Annotated in this window: 22 protein-coding genes; 9 read left to right on the top strand and 13 right to left on the bottom strand. The window is 68.0% G+C overall.

What is annotated here, in order from left to right; all coding sequences use genetic code 11:
- Nucleotide 1: 1 nt before the first annotated feature.
- Nucleotides 2-838, bottom strand: coding sequence for a hypothetical protein (locus ACQY8B_RS15130; protein ID WP_422087451.1), 837 nt, complete (start codon nt 836-838; stop codon nt 2-4).
- Nucleotides 839-982: 144 nt separating this feature from the next.
- Nucleotides 983-2,626, bottom strand: a complete 1,644-nt coding sequence (locus tag ACQY8B_RS15125) for a DUF4139 domain-containing protein (protein ID WP_422087450.1) — start codon at nt 2,624-2,626, stop codon at nt 983-985.
- 198 nt (nt 2,627-2,824) lie between these two features.
- Between ACQY8B_RS15125 and ACQY8B_RS15120 the strand changes: the two genes are divergently transcribed.
- Nucleotides 2,825-3,250, top strand: a complete 426-nt coding sequence (locus tag ACQY8B_RS15120) for a PaaI family thioesterase (RefSeq protein ID WP_422087449.1) — start codon at nt 2,825-2,827, stop codon at nt 3,248-3,250.
- Here ACQY8B_RS15120 and ACQY8B_RS15115 read toward each other — a convergent pair.
- On the bottom strand, nt 3,180-4,403 hold the full coding sequence (locus tag ACQY8B_RS15115) for an acyltransferase family protein (protein WP_422087448.1): 1,224 nt from the start codon (nt 4,401-4,403) through the stop codon (nt 3,180-3,182). The two genes, ACQY8B_RS15120 and ACQY8B_RS15115, sit on opposite strands and share 71 nt — an antisense overlap.
- A gap of 153 nt (nt 4,404-4,556) precedes the next feature.
- On the opposite strand from ACQY8B_RS15115, the gene ACQY8B_RS15110 reads away from it, so the two are divergent.
- The 4 genes from ACQY8B_RS15110 (at nt 4,557) to ACQY8B_RS15095 (ending at nt 8,238) form a co-directional block, all read left to right on the top strand.
- Nucleotides 4,557-5,459, top strand: coding sequence for a LytTR family DNA-binding domain-containing protein (locus tag ACQY8B_RS15110; RefSeq protein ID WP_422087447.1), 903 nt, complete (start codon nt 4,557-4,559; stop codon nt 5,457-5,459).
- A 151-nt stretch (nt 5,460-5,610) separates the two neighbouring features.
- A complete protein-coding gene (locus tag ACQY8B_RS15105) occupies nt 5,611-6,813 on the top strand; it encodes an ammonium transporter (protein ID WP_106935068.1) in 1,203 nt (400 codons plus the stop codon).
- An 80-nt stretch (nt 6,814-6,893) separates the two neighbouring features.
- Nucleotides 6,894-7,829: a succinylglutamate desuccinylase gene (locus ACQY8B_RS15100; protein WP_422087446.1), complete on the top strand. Its 936-nt coding sequence runs from the start codon at nt 6,894-6,896 to the stop codon at nt 7,827-7,829.
- A gap of 13 nt (nt 7,830-7,842) precedes the next feature.
- Nucleotides 7,843-8,238, top strand: a complete 396-nt coding sequence (locus ACQY8B_RS15095) for a hypothetical protein (protein ID WP_422087445.1) — start codon at nt 7,843-7,845, stop codon at nt 8,236-8,238.
- On the opposite strand, the gene ACQY8B_RS15090 is transcribed toward ACQY8B_RS15095, so the two are convergent.
- The 4 genes from ACQY8B_RS15090 to ACQY8B_RS15075 are packed head-to-tail and all read right to left on the bottom strand — an operon-like array spanning nt 8,235 to nt 10,424.
- Complete coding sequence (locus ACQY8B_RS15090; protein ID WP_422087444.1) at nt 8,235-8,594, bottom strand: DUF86 domain-containing protein; 360 nt, start codon at nt 8,592-8,594, stop codon at nt 8,235-8,237. The two genes, ACQY8B_RS15095 and ACQY8B_RS15090, sit on opposite strands and share 4 nt — an antisense overlap.
- Complete coding sequence (locus ACQY8B_RS15085) at nt 8,591-8,881, bottom strand: nucleotidyltransferase family protein (protein WP_422087443.1); 291 nt, start codon at nt 8,879-8,881, stop codon at nt 8,591-8,593. Before ACQY8B_RS15085 ends, ACQY8B_RS15090 begins: the two co-directional genes overlap by 4 nt.
- Nucleotides 8,882-8,920: 39 nt before the next feature.
- Nucleotides 8,921-9,832 carry a peptidoglycan DD-metalloendopeptidase family protein gene (locus tag ACQY8B_RS15080; RefSeq protein ID WP_422087442.1) on the bottom strand — a complete coding sequence of 304 codons (912 nt, stop codon included), beginning with the start codon at nt 9,830-9,832 and terminating at the stop codon, nt 8,921-8,923.
- Between the two features lie 40 nt (nt 9,833-9,872).
- The gene (locus tag ACQY8B_RS15075; RefSeq protein ID WP_422087441.1) at nt 9,873-10,424 is read right to left on the bottom strand and encodes a pseudouridine synthase; all 552 of its coding nucleotides are present in this window, start codon (nt 10,422-10,424) and stop codon (nt 9,873-9,875) included.
- Nucleotides 10,425-10,510: 86 nt separating this feature from the next.
- On the opposite strand from ACQY8B_RS15075, the gene ACQY8B_RS15070 reads away from it, so the two are divergent.
- Entirely contained in the window at nt 10,511-10,819 is a 309-nt protein-coding gene (locus ACQY8B_RS15070; protein ID WP_422087440.1) for a hypothetical protein, read from the top strand.
- A 61-nt stretch (nt 10,820-10,880) separates the two neighbouring features.
- Here the strand turns inward: ACQY8B_RS15070 and ACQY8B_RS15065 are convergent, their stop codons facing one another.
- On the bottom strand, nt 10,881-12,695 hold the full coding sequence (locus ACQY8B_RS15065; protein ID WP_422087439.1) for a glutamine--tRNA ligase/YqeY domain fusion protein: 1,815 nt from the start codon (nt 12,693-12,695) through the stop codon (nt 10,881-10,883).
- A gap of 147 nt (nt 12,696-12,842) precedes the next feature.
- Here ACQY8B_RS15065 and ACQY8B_RS15060 point away from each other — a divergent pair, with 147 nt between their 5' ends.
- Nucleotides 12,843-13,190, top strand: coding sequence for a hypothetical protein (locus tag ACQY8B_RS15060; RefSeq protein WP_081271540.1), 348 nt, complete (start codon nt 12,843-12,845; stop codon nt 13,188-13,190).
- 81 nt (nt 13,191-13,271) lie between these two features.
- Here ACQY8B_RS15060 and ACQY8B_RS15055 read toward each other — a convergent pair whose 3' ends face one another.
- The 5 genes from ACQY8B_RS15055 to ACQY8B_RS15035 form a co-directional block, all read right to left on the bottom strand.
- Nucleotides 13,272-14,108, bottom strand: a complete 837-nt coding sequence (locus tag ACQY8B_RS15055; protein ID WP_422087438.1) for a LytR/AlgR family response regulator transcription factor — start codon at nt 14,106-14,108, stop codon at nt 13,272-13,274.
- Nucleotides 14,109-14,117: 9 nt separating this feature from the next.
- Complete coding sequence (locus ACQY8B_RS15050; RefSeq protein WP_422087437.1) at nt 14,118-15,131, bottom strand: sensor histidine kinase; 1,014 nt, start codon at nt 15,129-15,131, stop codon at nt 14,118-14,120.
- Nucleotides 15,132-15,184: 53 nt separating this feature from the next.
- Nucleotides 15,185-15,484 (bottom strand): 2TM domain-containing protein, encoded by a 300-nt coding sequence (locus ACQY8B_RS15045; protein ID WP_422087436.1) that lies wholly within the window; start codon nt 15,482-15,484, stop codon nt 15,185-15,187.
- Nucleotides 15,481-16,437, bottom strand: coding sequence for a sterol desaturase family protein (locus ACQY8B_RS15040; protein ID WP_422087435.1), 957 nt, complete (start codon nt 16,435-16,437; stop codon nt 15,481-15,483). Before ACQY8B_RS15040 ends, ACQY8B_RS15045 begins: the two co-directional genes overlap by 4 nt.
- A gap of 62 nt (nt 16,438-16,499) precedes the next feature.
- The gene (locus ACQY8B_RS15035; RefSeq protein WP_422087434.1) at nt 16,500-17,021 is read right to left on the bottom strand and encodes a DUF6622 family protein; all 522 of its coding nucleotides are present in this window, start codon (nt 17,019-17,021) and stop codon (nt 16,500-16,502) included.
- A gap of 257 nt (nt 17,022-17,278) precedes the next feature.
- Between ACQY8B_RS15035 and ACQY8B_RS15030 the strand changes: the two genes are divergently transcribed.
- Both ACQY8B_RS15030 and ACQY8B_RS15025 read left to right on the top strand, forming a co-directional pair.
- Nucleotides 17,279-18,784: an efflux RND transporter periplasmic adaptor subunit gene (locus ACQY8B_RS15030; RefSeq protein WP_422087433.1), complete on the top strand. Its 1,506-nt coding sequence runs from the start codon at nt 17,279-17,281 to the stop codon at nt 18,782-18,784.
- A 46-nt stretch (nt 18,785-18,830) separates the two neighbouring features.
- Nucleotides 18,831-21,947 carry an efflux RND transporter permease subunit gene (locus tag ACQY8B_RS15025; RefSeq protein WP_422087432.1) on the top strand — a complete coding sequence of 1,039 codons (3,117 nt, stop codon included), beginning with the start codon at nt 18,831-18,833 and terminating at the stop codon, nt 21,945-21,947.
- The last annotated feature ends 27 nt before the right edge of the window (nt 21,948-21,974 follow it).

Here is a 21,974-nt window from a genome sequence, read left to right as displayed (position 1 = left end):
GTCAGTCCAGCGCGAACAACGCCGCGGCTGCCTCGTTGAGCGCCACCGTGCGGCGCGAATCCGGGTGCGGCCCGGCCGCCTTCAGCGCGCGCTGGTAGAGCGCGACGCGCGTGGCCGATACCGGCCGGCACAACGGCCGGCTCACGAAGCGCGTGAGGCTGAGCCCCGGCACCACGTAGCGCCCCGGGTTGAGCCGCGCGAAGCGGATGTACGCCTGCAGCGCATAGAGCATGTCGGCATGCAGCGCGTCCATGCGCTGCTCGGCGTCCTTGCCGATCTGCGCGCGGCCCTTGGCGTCTTTCTTCAGCGGCATGCCGAGGATGTCGGCCATGTCGATCTCGAAATGGGTGAAGTCGCCATACGGGCGCTTGCAGTCGATCATGAAGGTGCGCCAGTTCGCGCGCTGCAGCAGGCGGATGTGCTCGTCGGTCACGTCGAAAGCCTCGCGCTGGCCGAAGGGCGGCTGGAAGGCGTAGTGCCCCTGCGCAAAGCTCGCATGCAGGAAGAAGGCCGAGGCCACGGTGGTGAAGCGTTCGACTGCCGGCGACGCGGCGCCGTCGAGCGCTTCGCCGAATTGCTCGAGCGTCAGGTCGGGCGGCACGATGCTGGGTGCGCCGGATTCGCAGTCGATCCACTCGGCCTTGCTGCGGCGGAACCAGTCGATGTCTTCCTGCGTGATCTCCACGCTGCCGATGGCGGTGGCCGGCAGGGCGGGTTCCGGCGGCGCGGCGGCAGCGGCGGGCGCGCTTTTCCGTTCGCAGCCCGAGACGGCGAGCAGGGCGGACGCCGCGCACGCGGCCGACAAGGCCAGCGCGCCTCGCCGATGAATCCTTCTCACGTTTTTTCTCCCATGGAAAAGCAGTTGGGTCCATGAGGATGCCACGCCGGCCTGACTCGGATCTGAGGACGCGTTGCAAGTGCCGGTGCCACCCGGTAGCCCGGCCGCCCGGCCGCCCGGCAGCCCGGCAGCCCCGCCGGAGGCTCAGCGCATCTGCAGCCGCGCGTCCTTCGGGTAGCCGATGGTGTAGTCGGCCGCCACGCGGGCGGACTTGCCGGCGTCGAGGTCGAAGCGCCACATCGTCAGGCCGGGCTGCTTGTTCCACGACAGGTCGTCGGGCCTGGGCGCGAACTGCGAGCTCACGCGCACCTGCTCGTCGACCGACACCGGCGCGGCCTCCAGCACCTCCACCGTGATTGGCGTGCGGTGGCGGTTCTCGACCACATAGGCGCGTTGCACCTTGCGCTCGGCGCGCGAACCGGCGAAGCCGCCGGTGCCCTGGTTGTCGCGCTCGGGCTCGGCCTGCACGCGCACCAGCTCGTCGCGCCCGAAGGACAGCGTCAGGCGGGCATCGGTGGGGGGACTCCAGCGGCCATTGCCGACGAATGCGCCGTCGCGGTACAGCAGCATCGGGCCGGCCGGCCAGACGCCGTCGGGCTGCGCCATGTCGGCGACCAGGAAGGCGCTGGCATCCACGCGCGGGCTGGTGCGTGCGACCAGCCTGGCGGTGTCTTCGTGCTGGCCCAGCGCCAGGGTCACGCGCTGGCCGTTGGAGGGCACGTCGATGCTTTGCGGCACTGAAAACTCGGTGGCGAAGCTGCTGTCGAACGCGCTCACGTCGAACAGCGGTGCGCGGCGCTCCCGCAACTGCTTGGCGTTCTCGGGGGGCGTGGCTATCGGCGCGGCGGCTGGCATCGGCGCCATCTCGTAGTTGCGCGGGCGCGCCGGCGGTGGCGGCTCCACGCCGATGCGCCATGCCGAAGGCAGGCGCCCCGTGGTTTCGCGGCGCGGCTGGCCGGTGGAGAGCACCAGCTTCACGCCGCGCCAGTCTTCGCCCGTGGCCTGCGCCACCAGCGCCTGGCGTTCGATGCGGACCTTGCCCGTGCCGCTGTCGAGCAGCGCGCGGTAGCTGGGCGTCCAGCCGGGGCCGTTGACCTGGTAGCTGAGTTTGACGTCGGCGTCCGCGCTGGCTGCCAGGGTGACCGTCACGGCCATCACCTGGTCGCCGCTGCTTTGGGTGCGGGTGCGCTCGGCGAGAAGAGGGTTGAGCTGGCGGTCGATGTCGGTCTGCCGGCGCTGGATCTGGTGCTGCTTGAGCAGTGAATCTTGTCCGGTGCGGCGCATCGCCTCGGTCATGGCCGCGAGGTTGCGCGCATCCATCGGCGCGCGGGCGCCCTGGGGCGCGTCGCCGCCGCTGCCGGCCAGGCCCTTGAGGTAGCCGTTGACCATGCCGAGCGCATCGCTTTCGGCCTGCAGCGCGGCCTTCTGGTCTTCCAGCTCGCGGATGCGGCCGTCGAGCGCGCTGCTCGCGCACTGCGCGGAAAGCTCGCGCGCCTCGCCGAGCACCGAGGTCTCGCCGACGCGCACCGATGCGTCGGCCGACACCTGCAGGCTCTGCACGTCCAGCCCGGCGGGCAGGCAGGCGAAGGTGACCGAGCGGCTGCCGGCCGCCACCCGCGCCACGCGATCGATGGTGGCGCTGCCGGGATAGACCTTGACCTGGGTAATGCGCGAGCCGGAAAAGCCGGCCGGCTGCGTGGCGGCTTGCCCCTGCGCGCTGAGACTCAGCACCAGCAGGACGGCGGCGCCGGCGGTGGCGCGAAGGAAGACGGAGGTCGATGCTTTCATGGGATGCCTTCGAAGAAAGTGGGACAGACCCCCACTGCTACGGACTGGCCTCGCGAACGGGGTTAAGGCATCGCAAGAAAATTTTCGGCCGCTGTCGCCAAGGCAACCGCCGGCGCGCGGGCGGTCACGCGCGCGACGACGAATGCGCGGGGTGGTTCGTAGAGTGGGCCGCAACACTTTTCCAAGGACCTGCACGCCATGCTCGACACCATCCAGGCCATCAACAAGACAGCCGCCTTCAACCGCTGGGCCGGCTTCGAAGTCACGAGCGCCGCCAACGGCGAAGCCGAGCTGCGCATGGACTTTCGCGAGGAAGACATGGGCCAGTACGCCGGCTTCCTGCATGCGGGGCTGATCGGCGCGCTGCTCGACACCGTGAGCGGCTTCGCGGCCGCCAGCGTGGCCGGCCGCGTGCTGGCGTCGCATTTCTCGGTGAACTGCATCTCGCCCGCCGTGGGCCGCGCCTTCGTGGCGCGGGGGCGGGTGGTGAAGGCCGGGCGCAAGCAGGTGTTTGCCGCGGCCGAGCTCTATGCGCAGGGCGAGGGCGATGCCCTCAAGCTCGTGGCGACGGGGAACGCCATTCTGGTTCCGGTGGAAGAGGCTGCCGCGAAGCCGGCCGCCTGAGCTTCAGCCCGAACAGCGGCCGCAGGAAGTCGACGCGGCGAATCAGCCCGTCGGTCAGCGCCCAGCAGCCGAAGATGGTCAAAGCCACCAGCAGCGCGGGCTCGACCGCCGGGCCGAGAGCAAGCGGGGCCAGCAGTACCACGCCTACGATGATCAGCGTCTGGTGCAGCACGTACCACGGGTACACCGACTCGTTGGCCCAGCGCAGCCAGGGCCAGGGCCGGTTCAGGTACCGGTGCCCGTAGCCCAGGATGGCCGAGACCGTCAGCCACAGGTAGAGCACGCGCAGCACGTCCATCGACAGCCCCGAGGGTGGCCCGCTGGTGACGGCGCGCAGCGCGAAGAAAGTGGCGATCACCGCGAGCGCCGATGCAAGGGACACCCGGCGCAGCCGCTCCAGTTCCTTCCAGACGCCGGTGTCCACGCCCATCCAGTAGCCGTAGAGGAACATCGTGAAATAGATGCTGTGCAGATGGAAGTCACGCACCAGGTTGTGGGTGGCCGGAAAGCGCGAGGCCAGCAGCATCGTCCACAGCAGCAGCGGCACCGCCGGCAGCAACAGCAGCTTCCAGCCGCGCAGTCCGTTGAAGCCGCGCCGCACCCGCTGGCCGGCGGCGGACTTCCACAGCGGCAGTGTCAGCGCCACCAGCGCCGTGTAGGTGAACAGGTAGGGCAGGTACCAGAGGTGGTTCCAGGTGATGCCGAAATCCGCGCCGTCGAAGGCCTGCTTCGGCCACGGCGCACTCATCGACAGGTAGCGCAGCAGGAAGGCGCCGAAGCCCGGCGCCACCATCCCGTTGGCCACACCCTGCGCATAGGCCTGGTAGGGCACGATCACCGCCATGCCGAAAACCAGCGGCAGCATCAGCCGCAGGCCCCGGCTGCGCAGCAGCCCCCAGGTGCCCTGGCCCCGGCTCAGGAAGCCCAGCGACACGCCGGAGATGAGGAACACCAGGTCCATGCGCCAGAGGTTGAGCATTGCCATCGGCCAGCGCAGCCATTCGGCCTCGTGAGGGCTCTTGAGGTGCCAGTGCCAGCCGGCCACGTAATACATGCCCACGTGATAGAGGATGACGAAAAGGAAGGCCAGCGCACGCAGCGCGTCGATGTCGTGGCGGCGATGGTCTGGCGGGGTGTGGTTGGCGGCGTGCATCTTGGGGCCTCGAAGCTGGAAGGCCGCGATGTTCGGCCGCACGGCGCTGCAGCCGCGCACCGCAGGGACGGATTGCCCCCGCTTTGTGACGAGCGGTGGCCGCCAGGGACGAAATCCGCCGGCCCCAGGGGCGATTTCGCGAGAATTCCGGGCATGGGCGATCCACGCAAGAACCTGTACGAACGCTACGAGCCGATCCGCCGCTATGTCGAGGTGGGCTTCTGGATCGTGCTGATGACGCTGCAGGCCGTGTTCAGCACCCTGGTCGCGATTGCCGACGTCGGCACGCGCGCCGTGCCGCACGCCCGCTGGGAGGTCGTGACCTGGGAGGTGTCGAGCCACCTCATGCTGTTGCTGCTGGTGCCGGCGCTGGTGGCCATCGAGCGCCGGCTGGCGCCGCTGGCGGGCAGGCACTGGGTCCGGTTCCTGGCCTGGCACCTGGCAGCCAGCGTGGCGGTCAGCGTGGTCCATGTGGCCGGCATGTTCGGGCTGCGCTCGCTGGTCTATTCGATGGTTGGCGAGCACTACGGCTTTTCCAGCTGGACCGCCCAGTGGGGCTATGAGTACCTGAAGGACGTGCGGGGGTACGCCAGCATGATCTTCGGCATCTGGGTCTACCGGCGGTTCTTGCTGCGGTTGCAGGGGGAGGCCCGGGTGCTCGATGCGCCGGAGGAGGGCGTGACAGAGGCGGCGCCCTCCATGCCGCAAGCACCCCCACCGCCGCCCCCGCGTCCCGAACGCTTCCTCGTGCGAAAGCTGCGCCGCGAATTCCTCATCGCCGCCACCGACATCGACTGGCTGCAGGCCGAGGGCAACTACGTGGGCCTGCACGTCAACGGCCACGATTACCTGCTGCGCGCCACGCTCACCGACTTCCTGACCCAGCTCGACCCCGACCGCTTCGCGCGCGTGCACCGCAGCCACGCGGTGAACCTGGGCCGCATCAAGGAAATCGAGCCGCTGGACGGCGGCGACGCCCGGCTGCACATGCACGACGGCACCACGGTGCCTTGCAGCCGCCGCTACCGGGACGCGCTGCGCGCCGGCGCGGGCTGATCCGGTGCGCAAGCGGGCTTGGGAAGCCCGCTATTGGTTCGTACTGCACCATCAAAGAGCTTCCAGGCACCTTTTTTGCTTGCTTGTAGCGCCGCTCCGAGCAATTCGGGTGCGTTGCACCAAATCAAACCAAAAACTGCAAGAAGCTTCAATGGACGCACTCAAACAGGGCGCAGACGCGCTGTTCATCCTTCTCGGCGCGATCATGGTGTTGGCCATGCATGCCGGTTTTGCCTTTCTGGAGCTCGGTACCGTCCGAAAGAAGAACCAGGTCAATGCGCTGGTGAAGATTCTGGTCGACTTCTCGGTGTCGACCATCGTGTACTTCCTGGTGGGCTACGGCGTGGCCTATGGCACGCATTTCTTCGTGAGCGCTACTGAACTGTCGGCAAGAAGCGGCTACGAGCTGGTCAAGTTCTTCTTCCTGCTGACCTTTGCCGCAGCCATTCCGGCCATCATCTCGGGCGGCATTGCCGAGCGCGCCAAGTTCTGGCCGCAGCTCATCGCCACGGCAGTGATCGTCGGTTTCGTCTATCCGCTGTACGAAGGCATCGCCTGGAACAAGCACTTCGGCATCCAGGGCTGGATCGCCTCGCTCACCGGCCACGAGTTCCATGACTTCGCGGGCTCGGTGGTGGTCCATGCCGTGGGCGGATGGCTCGCGCTGCCGGCCGTGCTGCTGCTGGGCGCGCGGCGCAACCGCTACCGCGGCGACGGCTCGCTGAGCGCGCACCCGCCGTCGAACATCCCGTTCTTGGCGCTGGGCGCATGGGTGCTGTGCGTGGGCTGGTTCGGCTTCAACGTGATGAGCGCGCAGAGCATCGACAAGATCTCCGGCCTCGTCGCCGTCAACTCGCTGATGGCGATGGTCGGCGGCACGCTGGTGGCGCTGGCCATGGGCAAGAACGACCCCGGTTTCGTCTACAACGGTCCGCTCGCGGGGCTCGTGGCCATTTGCGCCGGCTCCGACCTGATGCACCCGCTGGGCGCGCTGGTGGTGGGCGGCGTGGCGGGCGCGATCTTCGTCAAGATGTTCACGCTGGTGCAGAACAAATGGAAGATCGACGACGTGCTCGGCGTGTGGCCGCTGCACGGCCTGTGCGGCACCTGGGGCGGCATCGCGGCGGGTATCTTCGGCACGCAGGCGCTGGGCGGCATGGGCGGGGTGAACGTGTGGGCGCAGCTCATTGGCACGCTGATGGGCGTCGTCTGGGCCGGCCTGGCGGGGTGGGCGGTGTACGGCGCGCTGAAGAAGGCGGTCGGGTTGCGGCTGACGCAGGAAGAGGAATACGACGGGGCGGACCTGTCGATCCACCATATTTCGGCCACGCCGGAGCGTGAAGTGAACTGGTAATGGGCCCTGGCGGCGTGCGAGGCGCGAAACGGCCATCTGTAGCAAACTTGCCGGCTGCTTCGCTCACTCCCTACAGCCCCATGACCCAATCGCCCCCTGCCCTCGAAGTCCTCCCCCGCGACCTTTCCGCCTACCGCAAGGGCAACGTCGGCATCGACTACGTGCACCGCTTCGAGTCGGGCAAGCCTGGCCCGCACGTGCTCATCAACGCGCTCACGCATGGCAACGAGATCTGCGGCATGACCGCGGCCACGCACCTGCTCGACAACAACGTGCGTCCGAAGATCGGCACGCTCACCGTGGCCTTCGCCAACATCGAGGCCTACGAGTCGTTCAAGGAAGAGGCGCCCTTCGACAGCCGCCAGATCGTGCACAACCTGAACCGCATCTGGTCGCCCGAGTGGCTCGACGGCACGGAAGACAGCCCCGAGCTGCGCCGTGCGCGCATCCTGCGCCCGGTGGTGGAGGCGGCCGACCACATCCTCGACATCCACTCGACCAGCCAGCCCGTGGTGCCGTTCTGGGTGTACCCGGCGTTCGAGCGCAACGCCAAGGTCGCGCTGGCCATCGGTCGCCCGTCGGTGCACCTGGTGATGCCCGACGGCCTGGGCTCGGGCACGCCGCTGATCCAGTACGGCAGCCATGGCGGCCCGGACGGTAAGGGCGTGGCGATGGTGGTCGAGTGCGGCCAGCACTTCCTGCGCTCCGCGTCGGAACTCGCGACCGCCGTCACCTATGACTTCCTTGCGTACTTCGGCCTCGTCGACAAGGACCCGGCCACGCCGCCGCCCGAGGCGCAACGGCGCTTTCAGCTGCTGCAGACCTACGTCATCAAGTCGGAAGACTTCGCCTTCGTGCGCCCGCTGATCGGCTTCGAGACCTTTGCCAAGGGCGAGCTGATCGCGACCAACGGCGACGAAGAGATCCGCGCGTTGTGCGACGACTGCACGATCTTCATGCCGGCGCAGCGCACGATCGTCGGGCGCGAGGCGGTGTACCTGACCAAGCCGCTGTGAGGCTGGCTGTTCGATGACCACGATGCCTGCCATGAGCCGTTGGCGCGTGGCGGGGCTGGTGTTCGTCTTCCTGTGGTTCGCCATCGGCGGCGTCGCGCATTTCGTGGCGACCGAGGCCGAGATGCAAATCGTGCCGCCGTGGATTCCCTGGCCGCGCGAGACGGTGTGGGTGAGCGGCGCCTTCGAACTGCTGGGCGCGGCCGGGTTGCTGTGGTGGCCGACACGGCGGGCTGCGGGGATCGGGCTTTTCCTGCTGACCCTGGCGGTCACGCCCGCGAATGTCTACATGCTGCAGCGCGCGGACTTGTTCGCGAACGTGCCGTATTGGGCGCTGGTGGCGAGGCTGCCTTTGCAGGTGGTGCTGCTGGCCTTGATTGCTTGGAGTACGGCGCGGCCGAAGGCAATTTAGGCGACCAAGGCCAACTTGGCTATCTGCACGCGAAGCGGCCGCAAGTCGTTCTGAACTGTCTGCCAGACGATGGTGTGATCGACAGTGAAGTAGCCATGCGACAGCGCGTTTCGCATTTCGTATGCGATGCGCCAGGGAATTTCAGGGTGCATCGACGAAAACTCCGGATGGTGCTTGACGACGTTGTTGCTGGCCTCGCCGATCACTTCCAGGTTCCGGACGACGGCGTCCTGTGTCTTCCGGTCTCCTAGATAGCCTTCCAGCGTGAAGCCGGCCGTGTATTCGAGGATATTGTCGATGGCCTGAAGAATGTGGCCCAGATAGTCCGCAACGCGCCGCGGATCGCTGCGACTCATAGAGGCACCGCTTCGCGCAGAACACGCTCACGGAACCTTGGAGGCAGGCCGGCAGGGGTGAGTACATCCACCTCGATCCCGAGCAGCGCCTTCAGTTCGTGGCGAATGGCGCCAATGTCCATGAGCGTGGTTTGCTCGGTGGGGTCCACCAGCAGATCCAGGTCGCTGTCTGCACCGTCCTCGCCGCGCGATACGGAGCCGAACACCCGGACTCCGCTGACATGGTGGCTCAGCGCGATCTCGCGAATGCGAGCGCGATGCAGGGACAAGGCTTCCGAAGGGCGCATGGTCGCAGTGTAGTGCCGTGCGGCGATGCCTCGAACGCCTCAAGCCGCAACAAACAACGCCGGATCCACCATCGCCCGATTCAGCATCACCGACCAATGCAGGTGCGGCCCGGTCACCCGCCCGGTTGCGCCCACCGCGGCCAGCTTCTCCCCGGTCTTCAGCACATCGCCGACCTTCACGTCGACCCGGCTCAGGTGGCAGTACATCGTGAGCAGTCCGCCGCCGTGGTCCAGCCACACCGTGCCGCCGTTGAAGAAGTAGTCGCCCGTGTCGATCACCTTGCCGGGCAGCGGCGCCAGCACCGGCGTTCCCGTGCCTGCTGCGATGTCCATGCCGCTATGCGGATTGCGCGACTGCCCGTTGAACACCCGGCGCAAGCCGAATGAGCTGGAGCGGCGGCCCGGCACGGGCACGCGCATCTGCAGTGCTGCATCTGGGCGCATGTCGGTGAGCGTGGCCATCACGGTGGTGAGGTGCTCGCGTTCGCGCTCGTAGCGGGCCTGGTCTTCGGGGGCCAGGTCGACGGTGCGCGGGGCGACTGTCAGGCGCTGTTCCCGGTATTGCTTGGGCGCGATGGTGTAGGCGATCTGCCTTTCGGCGCGGCCTTCGGGGCGCACGGTGATGCTGGCCTCGCCCGGCTCGGCAGAAAGAGGAATGCCGACCAGCGCGGTCCATTCGATGGCATCGCCCACCACGAGCAGGGGCACGTCGCCCGCGAAGGCTGCGGGCCGCTTTGCAGCCGGGCCGAGCGACAGGCGGGCCACGCCGCCCGGCACCTGGGATGCGTGTGGCCAGACATCGGCGTGCGCGGGTTGCTGCGCTTTTTTGGGCGACGCGGCGTTGGCGAGCTGTGAAGCAGGCATCGCGAGCAGGCCGAGGCCGCCGAGCAGGGCAGAGCGGCGATTCAGCATGTCGAGAGGACGGTCGGAAAAGACGAAATTGGTTGGCATGAGCAAATGTTCGATGAAGGTTCTTGGATGCGTGGCGGGTTCAGCCGAGCCAACTGCCCGGCGCCAGCCCTTCGAGCGTGTGCGGCCCGATGGCGGCGCGGATCAGCCGCAGCGTCGGCAGCCCTACGGCTGCCGTCATGCGCCGCACCTGGCGGTTGCGGCCTTCGCGGATCGCCAGCTCCAGCCACGCGGTGGGGATGCTCTTGCGCTCCCGGATCGGGGGCTGGCGCTCCCACACCTGGGGCGGCGGGTCGAGCAGGCGCGCCCTTGCGGGGCGCGTGGGGCCGTCGTTGAGCTGCACGCCGCCGCGCAGCGCCGCGAGCGCCTCTTCGGTCGGCGTGCCTTCCACCTGCACCCAGTAGATCTTTTCCATCTTGAAGCGCGGATCGGCAATGCGCGCCTGCAGCCTGCCGTCGTCGGTGAGCAGCAGCAGGCCTTCGCTGTCGGCGTCGAGCCGGCCGGCCACATAGACGCCGGGGATGTCGATGAAATCTTTCAAGCCGCGCCAGCGGCCCTCGGCCGTGAACTGGCTGAGGACGCCATAGGGCTTGTTGAAGCGGATCAGGCGGGAAGAAGGGCTCGGAAGGTTCATGAGCCGACAGGATAGCCCGGGTCTGTCCTGCAACATTCGATGCAGTGCGTGGCTCCAATGGGTTCATCACCAAGGAGAACCCGGAAATGACGATGCGAAGCTTTATTCATCTCGCTTGCGTGGCGGCGGCGGGTTTTCTGATGGCGGCCTGCAGCAGCACGTCATTGCGCGTCGGCGGGGCGCCTGATGCGAGCGTCAAGAATTGCGTTGCCGCCGCCGCGCGTGAACTGCGGGTGTCGCCGGCGAGCATCGTGGTGGACAGCGGTTCGACGCCGCGCGACGGGGTCTACACGATCAACCTGAAGGTCGGGCCGCAAGCGCGGCCAGCCGTGTGCACCACCGATGAGAACAGCGCGGTGCTGGGCGTGGTCTACAAGCGGGCGGGCGCGTACTGATAAAAGAAAAAGCCGGAGCCCTGGAGGCCCCGGCTTTCGCCTTGTAGGGACGCGGGAAGCCTTACTTGCCCCAGCTGTCCCGCATTCCCGCCGCGCGGTTGAACACCAGCTTGCCATCGGCGCCGCCCTTCGAATCGCGCACGAAGTAGCCGTGCCGCTCGAACTGGATCCCGACGCCCGGCTCGGCCTTGGCCAGCGAAGGCTCGACGAAGGCCGAGCACACTTCCAGGCTGGTCTTGTTCAGTTCGTCCAGCAGCTCGCCGCTGCCGGGGTTGGCTTCGGCGAAGAGCCGCTCGTAGAGCCGCACTTCGGCCTGTACCGCATCGGCGGCGGCCACCCAGGTGATGTTGCCCTTCACCTTGATCGCGTCCGCGCCGGGCGTGCCGCTCTTGGTGTCGGGCACCAGCGTGGCCTGCACTTCGACGAGCTTGCCGTCGGCGTCCTTGGTGCCGCCGGTGCATTCGATGACGTGGCCGTACTTCAGCCGCACCTTGTTGCCGGGGAACAGGCGGAAGAAGCCCTTGGGCTGCACTTCTTCGTAGTCGGTGCGCTCGATCCACACTTCGCGGCCGAGCTTGAATTCGCGCTTGCCCATTTCGGGGTGGTGCGGATGCACGGGGGCGGAGCAGTCGTCGAGTGTGTCGTCGCCGCCCATCAGTTCGCCCCAGTTGGTGATGACCAGCTTGACCGGGTCGAGCACGGCCATGGCGCGCGGGGCGATGGGGTCGAGCGAGTCGCGCAGCGCAGCCTCGAGGCTGGCGTAGTCGATCCAGCCGCCCGACTTGGTGGTGCCGCTGCGCTCGCAGAACAGGCGCAGCGCCTCGGGCGTGTAGCCGCGGCGGCGCAGGCCGGCGATGGTGGGCATGCGGGGGTCGTCCCAGCCGTCGACGTATTTTTCCTCGACCAGCTGGCGCAGCTTGCGCTTGCTGGTCATCACGTGGGTGACGTTGAGGCGCGCGAATTCATATTGGCGCGGATGCGGGCTGGCGATCAGGCCGCCTTCGGCGAGGCGGTCGAGCAGCCAGTCGTAGAAGGGGCGCTGGTCTTCGAACTCGAGCGTGCAGATGCTGTGGGTGATCTGCTCCAGCGCGTCTTCGATGGGGTGCGCGTAGGTGTACATCGGGTAGATGCACCACTTGTCGCCGGTGTTGTGGTGATGGGCACGGCGCACGCGGTACAGCGCGGGGTCGCGCATGTTGATGTTGGTGCTGGCCATGTCGATCTTTGCGCGCAGGATGGCGGCGCCGTCGGCGACCTGGCCGTCGCGCATGGCACGGAAGCGCGCCAGGTTTTCGTCTGGCGTGCGGGTGCGGAAGGGGCTGTCGGTGCCGGGCGTGTTGAAGTCGCCGCGGTTCGCGCGCACCTCGTCGGCGGTCTGCTCGTCCACGTAGGCGAGGCCGGCTCCGATGAGGTATTCGGCGGCCTCGTACATGAAGTCGAAGTAGTTGCTCGCGAAGTACTCGTGCTCCTGCAGCGTGCCGGGCGCGCTGGGGCGGTCGGCCAAGTAGGTTTCGTAGCCGAGCCACTTCACCGCGTCGCGGATGGAATCGACGTATTCCTGGTCTTCCTTCTCGGGGTTGGTGTCGTCGAAGCGCAGGTGGCACACGCCGCCGTATTCCTTTGCCAGCTCGAAGTTGAGCCAGATGCTCTTGGCGTGGCCGATGTGCAGGTAGCCGTTGGGTTCGGGCGGGAAGCGCATGCGCACCTTGGCCGGATCGGCCATGCCCTGGGCATGATGGGCGGCGCTGCCGGGCGATCCGCCCCACTTGCGGCCTGCGTAGGCGCCCTGTGCGAGGTCGTTCTCGATCACGTGGCGCAGGAAATTGCTCGGTGCAGCGGTCGTTTTGGCGCCGTTTTTGTCGGTCGGGGAGGTCATTGCGGCATTCTAGAGGGCGCCCTTTGGGCGTTACCTTTGGCAACTCTCTTCACATTGGAGGGTGCACCCCGTTTGCATTTGCCGCGTTCAATACGTACATGGGCGGTTCAGACCCGAACGCAGCCCCCCAAACAAGGAGTCCACATCATGAGCCTCACACGTTCTACTTTCTTCAAATGGGCCGCCGCAGGTGTCGTGGCAGCCGGTGCACTGTTTGCGGCCACCTCGGCCAGCGCTCGCAGCGACGTGAGCTGGTCGATCGGCGTCGGCGTGCCAGGCGTGGCTGTCGGCGTGGGCAACCCGGGCTATTACCCGGCTCCGGCCCCCGTGTACGTGCCGCCGGCACCCGTCTACTACGCGCCGCCGGCCCCGGTCTACTACAACCCGCCGCCGGTGTATTACCGTCCGGCCCCGGTCTACTACGGCCCGCCGGCCTATTACGGCCCGCGCTACTATGGTCGTGGCTACTACCGCGGTCATGGCCACTGGCGCTAATTTGCAACGGCTTTTGTGACTGAATGAAAAACCGGCCCTCGTGAGGGCCGGTTTTTTTGGGGTGCGCCGTATGCCGGCTTTTCACATGGCGCGAAACAGGTGCGCATAAAGGCGGCTGACCGGAATCTTCTCGGCCCGCCCGCGCAGCACGAGGTGCATCTTGCCGGCCTCGTCGCGGTGCACCGACTCGATGGCTGCGCTGCGTACCACCACCGCCCGGTGCACCTGCCAGAAGGTGTCGGCATCGAGCTGGGGCAGCAGCTGCTTCAGCGGCGTGCGGATCAGATATTCATGCGTGGCGGTCAGCACGCGCAGGTATTTGTCCGCTGCTTCGAAATACAGAACCTCGTCGATGGGCACCATGCGCACGGTGCTGCCGCCGGCGTCGCTGGCGGCAATCATGCGCAGCGGTGCGGCCGGCGGCGCGACGGCTTCGGCGCCCGCGCCCGCGGCGGTCAGCACCTGGCGCCATTGGGCGAGGGTGCGTTCGAGGGCTTCGTCCGCCACGGCGGGCGTGGCCGCGGGCTGCCGGGCGGCCAGCGCCTGCTTCAGCCGGGCCACCGTTTTGCGCAGCCGCTCCGGCTGCACCGGCTTGAGCACGTAGTCGATGGCCTGGGCCTCGAAGGCGCGGGCGGCGTATTCGTCGTAGGCCGTGACGAACACCAGTTGCGGCATCGGCGCCTGGTCGGCAGGCCAGCAGTCGGCCAGCTCGGCGACGGCGCCCAGGCCGTCCAGGCCGGGCATGCGGATGTCGAAGAACAGCACCTGCGGCAGCAGGCGCAGCGCCTCGCGCACGGCGCTGCGGCCGTCGCCTGCGATGGCGACGACCTGCAGTTCGGGCCAGGCGGCGGCCAGTTCGGCCTTGAGGGCTTGTGCGAGCAGGGGCTCGTCTTCGGCAATGAGGGCTGTCGGGGTCATCTTGGAATCTCAAACAGGCAGGGGGAAATTCAGCGTCGCGCAGGTGCCGCCGGCACCGGTGGGCGCCAGACGCAGGGCGCCTTGCGCGCCATACACAGTGGCCAGCCGCTCGCGCACTTGCTCGAGCCCGAAGCTGCTGCCTTCGGAGGGCGGCGCGCCATCGAGGCCGACGCCGGTGTCGATCACCTCGATGACCAGCTGGCCGGCATCCTGGCGCGCGCGCACGGTGATTTCCCCGCCTTCCACCTTGGGCTCGAGCCCGTGGCGGATGCTGTTCTCGACCAGCGGCTGCAGCAGCAGCGGCGGCACGGGCGTGTTGCGCAGTGCCTCGGGCAAGTCGAGCGTGTAGCGCAGGCGGTCGCCCATGCGCACGGACATCAGTTCGAGGTAGTCGGCCAGCCGGTCGAACTCGGCCGACAGCGGATGCGACAGCGCCCGAGAGCCGCTGAGCGTCATGCGCAGGTAGCTGTTGAGCCGGTCGAGCATGGCCACGGCGCGCGGCGGGTCGACGGTGATCAGCACCCGCAGGTTGGCCAGCGTGTTGAAGAGCATGTGCGGCTCAAGCTGCGTCTCGAGCAGCTTGAGCCGTGCCTCGGTGGCGTTGCGCTGCGCCAGTTCGACCTGGCTTTGCAGGTGCTTGCTCCTGCCGAGGCTGTAGAAGAAGAAGCACATGCAGACTGTGGCGACGATGGTGATGACGACGCCGGTGGCCAGCTTGTGGCCCCGGATGTCGAGAAAGTCGAATGCAGGCGCGCCGACCCACGCGTCGCCGATGAGGTTGCCGACGAAAAAGCCGACGAACACGCCCGCCGCCACCAGCAGGAGGCCCCAGGGGCCGCCGGGCCAATGGACTTCGTGGCGCCCTGTGAGGAGAAGCCGGCCGCAGTCGATGAACAGCCAGCTCACCGTGCCGATCGACAGCGAATAGACCAGGTGCGCGGCCCAGCCGCCGCCTTCGGTGATGGTCAGCGCAATGGCAATGAGGCAGCAGAAGACGGCGGTGATCAGGCCATGCCGAAGCATGTCCCGCAGGTTTTCGGACCCGAACCGGGGAAGTGGCGGTGCCTGCTCCAGGCTCACCCGCGGTCCCCGGCGCCCAGCGCGCGGCGCTCGCGTTCGACCAGGCGGTCGTAGAAGCCGCCACCGGGGGCGATGAACCAGACCACGGCACCATGGATCAGCAGCCCCAGGCCCCAGCCCATGAGCGGATACATGGCCCAGTTGCGGCCGTTGGCGGCCGAGATCGTGACCAGGCCCACGTTGACCAGCACATAGACAAAAGCGTGGATGTACCAGCCCATCTTGGCGCCGGCGCGGCGGCGGGCGAGGCGTTCTACGTCGGAGAAGCGGGCGTTGTCGGGCGAAGATGGGCTCATGACAGCTCCTTGTTGTATTGGACAGGAATGAAATCGGGGGTGGCCGAGGGGGCCGCAGGCGTTGCCTGCAGAGCCGCGCGCTGCCGCAGTTCTTCCGTGGTGTCGCCGGGGCCGTCGGGCTTCCAGCCCGGCGGCTTCACGAGATAGCCCAGGAAAGCCCGCACCGAGCGCGCCGAGGCCAGGTCGCGCAGCAGCGCACGCCATTGCGAGAACTCGATCTCGAAGATGTTGTTCGTGGTGATCGGGTTCACCAGCCCGTAGCGGCAGGGGAGGTCGGCGCGCTCGGGAATGTAGGTGCCGAACAGCCGGTCGAACACGATCAGCACGCCGCCGTAGTTGCCGTCCAGGTATTCCAGGTTCGACGCATGGTGCACCCGGTGTGCCGAGGGCGTGTTCAGAAACCATTCCAGCGGGCCGAGGCGCGGAATCCAGGTCGCGTGGATCCAGAACTGGTACAGCAGGTTCAGCGTGAGCATCAGCAGGATCACCTTTGGCGGCATGCCCAGCAGCGGCGCCAGCATGAAGAAGGCCAGGGTGCCGGTGAGGCGGCCGGTCCAGCCGAAGCGGTAGGCGGCCGACAGGTTCAGCTGGTTCGGCGAATGGTGGATGGAGTGGGTGCACCAGAACCAGCGCACCCGGTGCGCCGCGCGGTGGTACCAGTAGTAGCAGAACTCCTGTCCGATGAAGCAGGCGGCCCAGCCGGTCCAGTGGTCCATCGGCAGCGTGAACAGGCGGTGGGCATAGAACCAGTCCATGGCGCCTGTCCAGAAGGCCAGCGGCAGCAGCCAGCGCAGCGGGTATTCGCGCACCAGGAAGTCGACCACCGAGATGCCGGACGCCTTCCAGTCGTAGCTGCGCCAGCCGTTGCGCAAGGCAAGCACCAGCGCCTCGGCAATGGAGGCGACGAGCACCACCGTGACGGAGATCTTGAGGATGAGCAAGAGCACGTTCATGGTGGCGGTTCCTTGGGGCTGGGGCCGGAAGCCGATCTGGAGGCTGGGGCCGGAAGCCGATATTAGGCGGCGCGCACGCCAGCCGACATGGCGTCAGTACGGATGGCGAGCTTCCACAGGCGTGCCGCGCGGGCCGCGAAGACGCCGGTGAAGGCACCGTACAGCGTCGGCACCACGATGCCGAAGGCGGCCTGGTGGCCCAGTTCGGGGTGCATGGCCAGGGCCGCGCCCACCACGTACTTGGTCAGGAAGATGCCCATCATGAGCATCAGCGGCACCGGGCTGCCGGCCACGTGGAAGCGGCGCCCGGCGGCGTCGTAGCGGGTGGTGGCGGGCAGCGGGCGCTGCAGCACCAGCGCCAGCAGCACGACCGCGGCGACGGCCCAGCCGAGCAGCGCGCCGAACGATTCGCCGAAGACCGAGATCACGCCGTACAGCGACAGGCCGCCCATGGCGACGGGCATCAGCGTGACCCTGCTCAGGCTCACGTCGTTGGTGAGCAGTTGCCTGGCGCCGAGCCAGAGCAGGAGGAAGAAAACGGCGAACACCCACTTGGGCGTATGGAGGATGACTTGCATCAGCATGGTGGCGCTCCGTTGAAAGATAAGGAAAAGCCGAAGGGCGGGAGAGGAATCGATGGAGCGGACTTTGCCGGGCCCGACCCCTGCCGGCCACCGGCGTGCGACGAAACGCCGGGCGGCGGCGCGAATTGCGGCAGGCGGGCGTGAACTGCGGCCCGGGCGTCAGCTTTACCGACGCTTTACGGCCCAGCAAACTCCGGGGCTACCATTCCGCGCTGTACTCTAGGTCGACCCTCGCACCCCCTTCGCACGCACAGCCCATGGAACAAGAAAAACCGCCCGAGCCCCTGCCCGCCAACGTGTCTCCCACACATCCACCGGTGCGCAGGCGTCGCTGGGTCGGGGCGTTGCTGACTCTGCTGTTGCTCGCGGTTCTGGGGGGCGGTGCCTGGTATCTGATCCAGCGCGCGAAGACGCCCGCGGGTGCGCCGGGCGCGGCCCCGGGCGGCCGGCCGGGCGGTCCCGGCGGCGCGGGTGGCCCGGGAGCACGCGGCGGTGGCGGTCTCGGCGGCCCTGGCGGCGCGGCCACCAGCACGGTCGGCATTGCAACCGCCAAGCAGGCCGACATCCCGGTGCAGCTCGAGGCGCTGGGCACGGTCACGCCGCTGGCCAACGTGGTGGTGCAGCCGCAGGTGTCGGGCGTGCTCACCGCGGTGCTGTTCCAGGAAGGGCAGATGGTCAAGAAGGGCGACGTGCTGGCCACCATCGACCCGCAACCGTTCCAGAACGCGCTGGCGCAAACCAGCGGCGCACGCCAGCGCGACGAGGCCCAGCTGGCGGCGGCGCGCGTCACGCTGTCGCGCTACCAGACCCTGCTCGGGCAGGACTCCATCGCCCGGCAGGACGTCGATACCCAGGCCGCACTGGTCAAGCAGCTCGAAGGCACCGTGGCCATCGACCGCGCCAACGAGAACACCGCCAGGCTCAACCTCACCTGGAGCCGCATCACCGCGCCGGTGAGCGGGCGCATCGGCCTGCGGCCGGTGGATGCGGGCAACTACATCTCGACCGGAGCCACCAACGGCATCGCCACCATCACCCAGATCGCGCCGATCGACGTCGAATTCGCGATTCCGCAAGACCGCGTGCCCGAGGTGCAGGACCGACTGGCACAGGGCGCGAAGCTCGACGCCACCGCCTTCGACCGCACGCGCACGCGCAGGCTCGCCACCGGCACCTTCGCCACGCTCGACAACCTGGTCGACACCGCGACCGGCACCGTCAAGGCAAAGGCCCGCTTCTCCAATGCCGACAACACGCTGTTCCCGAACCAGTTCGTCAACCTGCGGCTGCTGCTGCGCACCGTGAGCGGCGCGGTGGTTGTGCCGGTGACGGCGCTGCGCCACGGGCCCAACGGCGACTACGTGTATGTGCTGAAGGATGACAGCACCGTGGCGCAGCGCACGGTGACGCGCGGCGAGTCGAGCGTCGACAACGTCGCGATCATGTCCGGCCTCGCGGCCGGCGAGCAGGTCGTGACCGAGGGCGGCGACCGCCTGAAGGACGGCGCGCGGGTGCAGACCACGGTCGACCGGCCGGCGGCACCGCCGGCGGGCGCGGCCTCCGGGGAGCGCCGCGTGCATCGCGGCGAGCGCGGCGGTGCTGGCGGAGGTGGCCGGCGAGAAGGCGGCGCGGGCGGCGCGGAAGGCGCGGGCACGCGGCAGCGGCCGGCTTCGTCCGACTCGGCCACCCCTTCAGTGCCTCCGCCCGCGCCCGCGGTGCAGCCGGGCACGCCGCCCGCCGCGCCCGGCGGCACGATGCGCTGACAGCTGGCGCGCCAACCAGACAGACCGACCGCAAGCGCCGCGACCGATGAGTCCCTCACGCCCGTTCATTCTCCGACCGGTGGCGACCTCGCTGCTGATGGTCGCCATCGTGCTGGCCGGCCTGGTGGCGTTCCGCTTCCTGCCGCTGTCGGCCCTGCCGCAGGTCGACTACCCGACCATCCAGGTGCAGACGCTCTACCCCGGGGGCAGCCCCGAGGTCATGAGCAACACCGTCACCGCGCCGCTGGAGCGGCAGTTCGGCCAGATGTCGGGGCTCGACCGCATGAGCTCGACCAGCGCGGCCGGCGTGTCGATCATCACGCTGCAGTTCTCGCTCGGCCAGACGCTGGATGTGGCCGAGCAGGAGGTGCAGGCCGCCATCAACGCCGGCGGCTCGCTGCTGCCGGCCGACCTGCCGGCGCCGCCGGTGTACGCCAAGGTCAACCCGGCCGACGCGCCGGTGCTCACGCTGTCCATCACCTCCGACACGCTGCCGCTCACCGAGGTGCAGAACCTGGTCAACACCCGGCTCGCGCAGAAGATCAGCCAGGTCTCGGGCGTGGGGCTGGTGTCGCTGAGCGGCGGGCAGCGCCCGGCGGTGCGCATCCAGGCCAACACGCAGGCGCTGGCCACCAACGGCATCGGGCTGGACACGCTGCGCACCGCCATCGCGGCGGCAAACTCCAACGGCGCCAAGGGCAGCTTCGACGGCCCCAAACGCTCCTACACCATCAATTCGAACGACCAGCTGCTCACGGTCGATGACTACAAGAACCTCATCGTTTCGTACAAGAACGGCGCGCCGATCCGCATGGTCGACGTGGCCCAGGTGGTCAACAGCGCCGAGAACACACAGCTCAGCGCCTGGGCCGGCAGCAAGGTAGACGGCAGCACCAAGCTTATTCCGGCGATCATCATGAACGTGCAGCGCCAGCCCGGCGCCAACGTGATCGCCACGGTCGACGCCATCAAGGCGCAACTGCCCGAGCTGCAGGCCGGCCTGCCCACCGGGCTGAACATCTCCGTGCTCAGCGACCGCACGGCCGGCATCCGCGCCTCGGTGGAGCACGTCGAGATGGAGCTGGTGCTGGCCGTGGTGCTGGTGGTGCTGGTGATCTTCGCCTTCCTGGGCAGCCTGCGCGCCACCGTCATCGCCAGCATCGCGGTGCCCATTTCGCTCATCGGCACCTTCGGGCTGATGTACCTGCTGGGCTACAGCCTCAACAACCTGAGCCTGATGGCGCTGACCATCGCCACCGGCTTCGTGGTGGACGACGCGATCGTCATGATCGAGAACATCGCACGCTACATCGAGGAAGGCGAAAAACCGCTGCAGGCCGCCTTCAAGGGTGCCACGCAGATCGGCTTCACCATCATCTCGCTGACGGTGTCGCTCATCGCGGTGCTGATTCCTCTACTGTTCATGGGCGACGTGGTTGGCCGGCTGTTCCGCGAGTTCGCGGTGACGCTGGCCATCACCATCCTGATTTCCGCCGTGGTGTCGCTCACGCTGGTGCCGATGATGTCGGCGCGCTGGCTCAAGCACGAGCCGAAGCGCGACGCCGCCAGCCAGGGCCTCGGCGCGCGCGCGCAGCGCTTCTTCGACGGCGTGATGGTGCGCTACGACCGCTCGCTGCACTGGGTGATCGACCACCAGCCGCTCACGCTGCTGGTCGCGCTGCTCACCATGGTGCTCACGGTGGTGCTGTACCTCTCGATCCCGAAGGGCCTGTTCCCGACGCAGGACACCGGGCAGCTGCAGGCGCGCATCCAGGCCGCGCAGGACGTGTCCTTCGACCGCATGTCGCAGCTGCAGCAACAGGCGGCGCACGCGATCCTCGAAGACCCCGATGTGGAGAACCTCAGCTCCTTCGTGGGCGTGGACGCGGCCAACAACACCATGCTGCACACCGGCAGCATGCTGATCAACCTGAAGCCCGGCCACGACAACCAGCAGAAGATCATGGACCGCCTGCGCGAGCATGTGCGCGGCGTGGCCGGCGTCACGCTCTACCTGCAGCCCACGCAAGACCTGACCATCGACGCCGAGACCGGCCCGACCGAATACCGCGTGTCGCTCGAAGGCGTGGACAGCGCCGCCATCACCGAATGGATGACGAAGCTGGTGGCGCGGCTGCAGACTTCCGACAAGGTGCGCAACGTGAGCAGCGACGCGGGCGCGCAGGGCCTGGCGGCCTTCGTGAACGTGAACCGCGACACGGCCGCGCGGCTGTCGATCACCGCGAGCACGGTGGACGACGCGCTCTACAGCGCCTTCGGCCAGCGCATCGTCTCGACCATCTTCACCGAGACCAACCAGTACCGGGTGATCCTCGAAGCCATGCCCGGCATGGTGAACACGCCGCAGTCGCTGGGCCAGCTCAGCCTCATTGCCGGCTCGGGCACGGCCACGCCGCTTTCGGCCATTGCCAACATCAGCGAGCAGCAGGCGCCGCTGCAGATCACGCACGTGGCGCAGTACCCGGCCAGCACGCTGAACTTCGACACCGCGCCGGGCGTGTCGCTCGGCTCCTCGGTCGATGCCATCCGCGCGGCGGCCAAGGAAATCGGGCTGCCCGGCAGCATCACCATGAGCTTCCTCGGCGCCTCGGGCGCCTACGAGCGGTCGCTGTCGAACCAGCTCTGGCTCATCCTGGCTGCGGTGGTGTGCGTCTACATCGTGCTGGGCGTGCTGTATGAAAGCTACGTGCATCCGCTCACCATTCTGTCGACGCTGCCCTCGGCCGGCGTGGGGGCGCTGCTGGCGCTCATGATCACCGGCAACGACCTGGGGGTGATCGGCATCATCGGCATCATCCTGCTGATCGGCATCGTCAAGAAGAACGCGATCATGATGATCGACTTCGCCATCGACGCCGAGCGCAACCAGGGCAAGTCGGCGCGCGAGGCGATCCACCAGGCGGCGCTGCTGCGCTTGCGGCCCATCCTGATGACCACGCTGGCCGCGCTGTTCGCCGCCGTGCCGCTGATGCTGAGCTTCGGCGACGGCGCAGAGCTGCGGCGCCCGCTGGGCCTGGCCATATTCGGCGGCCTGATCGTGAGCCAGCTGCTCACGTTGTTCACCACGCCGGTGATCTATCTCGCGTTCGACCGGCTGGGCGGGGGAAGCACCCGGCGCACGATCGAGGAGGAAGCGGCTTGACGTTGCGCGCCGTCCAATCTGCCGGGG

Source organism: Variovorax sp. (assembly GCF_965279555.1).
Lineage (GTDB): Bacteria > Pseudomonadota > Gammaproteobacteria > Burkholderiales > Burkholderiaceae_C > Variovorax.
This window is presented reverse-complemented; position numbering and strand designations above follow the sequence as displayed.

Excerpts from the sequence above, each read along its gene's own strand:
- ACQY8B_RS15125 (WP_422087450.1), bottom strand. The coding sequence starts at position 2,626 with ATGAAAGCATCGACCTCCGTCTTCCTTCGCGCCACCGCCGGCGCCGCC.
- ACQY8B_RS15120 (WP_422087449.1), top strand. The coding sequence starts at position 2,825 with ATGCTCGACACCATCCAGGCCATCAACAAGACAGCCGCCTTCAACCGC.
- ACQY8B_RS15115 (WP_422087448.1), bottom strand. The coding sequence starts at position 4,403 with ATGCACGCCGCCAACCACACCCCGCCAGACCATCGCCGCCACGACATC.
- ACQY8B_RS15110 (WP_422087447.1), top strand. The coding sequence starts at position 4,557 with ATGGGCGATCCACGCAAGAACCTGTACGAACGCTACGAGCCGATCCGC.
- ACQY8B_RS15105 (WP_106935068.1), top strand. The coding sequence starts at position 5,611 with ATGGACGCACTCAAACAGGGCGCAGACGCGCTGTTCATCCTTCTCGGC.
- ACQY8B_RS15100 (WP_422087446.1), top strand. The coding sequence starts at position 6,894 with ATGACCCAATCGCCCCCTGCCCTCGAAGTCCTCCCCCGCGACCTTTCC.
- ACQY8B_RS15095 (WP_422087445.1), top strand. The coding sequence starts at position 7,843 with ATGACCACGATGCCTGCCATGAGCCGTTGGCGCGTGGCGGGGCTGGTG.
- ACQY8B_RS15090 (WP_422087444.1), bottom strand. The coding sequence starts at position 8,594 with ATGAGTCGCAGCGATCCGCGGCGCGTTGCGGACTATCTGGGCCACATT.
- ACQY8B_RS15085 (WP_422087443.1), bottom strand. The coding sequence starts at position 8,881 with ATGCGCCCTTCGGAAGCCTTGTCCCTGCATCGCGCTCGCATTCGCGAG.
- ACQY8B_RS15080 (WP_422087442.1), bottom strand. The coding sequence starts at position 9,832 with ATGCCAACCAATTTCGTCTTTTCCGACCGTCCTCTCGACATGCTGAAT.
- ACQY8B_RS15075 (WP_422087441.1), bottom strand. The coding sequence starts at position 10,424 with ATGAACCTTCCGAGCCCTTCTTCCCGCCTGATCCGCTTCAACAAGCCC.
- ACQY8B_RS15070 (WP_422087440.1), top strand. The coding sequence starts at position 10,511 with ATGACGATGCGAAGCTTTATTCATCTCGCTTGCGTGGCGGCGGCGGGT.
- ACQY8B_RS15065 (WP_422087439.1), bottom strand. The coding sequence starts at position 12,695 with ATGACCTCCCCGACCGACAAAAACGGCGCCAAAACGACCGCTGCACCG.
- ACQY8B_RS15060 (WP_081271540.1), top strand. The coding sequence starts at position 12,843 with ATGAGCCTCACACGTTCTACTTTCTTCAAATGGGCCGCCGCAGGTGTC.
- ACQY8B_RS15055 (WP_422087438.1), bottom strand. The coding sequence starts at position 14,108 with ATGACCCCGACAGCCCTCATTGCCGAAGACGAGCCCCTGCTCGCACAA.
- ACQY8B_RS15050 (WP_422087437.1), bottom strand. The coding sequence starts at position 15,131 with ATGCTTCGGCATGGCCTGATCACCGCCGTCTTCTGCTGCCTCATTGCC.
- ACQY8B_RS15045 (WP_422087436.1), bottom strand. The coding sequence starts at position 15,484 with ATGAGCCCATCTTCGCCCGACAACGCCCGCTTCTCCGACGTAGAACGC.
- ACQY8B_RS15040 (WP_422087435.1), bottom strand. The coding sequence starts at position 16,437 with ATGAACGTGCTCTTGCTCATCCTCAAGATCTCCGTCACGGTGGTGCTC.
- ACQY8B_RS15035 (WP_422087434.1), bottom strand. The coding sequence starts at position 17,021 with ATGCTGATGCAAGTCATCCTCCATACGCCCAAGTGGGTGTTCGCCGTT.
- ACQY8B_RS15030 (WP_422087433.1), top strand. The coding sequence starts at position 17,279 with ATGGAACAAGAAAAACCGCCCGAGCCCCTGCCCGCCAACGTGTCTCCC.
- ACQY8B_RS15025 (WP_422087432.1), top strand. The coding sequence starts at position 18,831 with ATGAGTCCCTCACGCCCGTTCATTCTCCGACCGGTGGCGACCTCGCTG.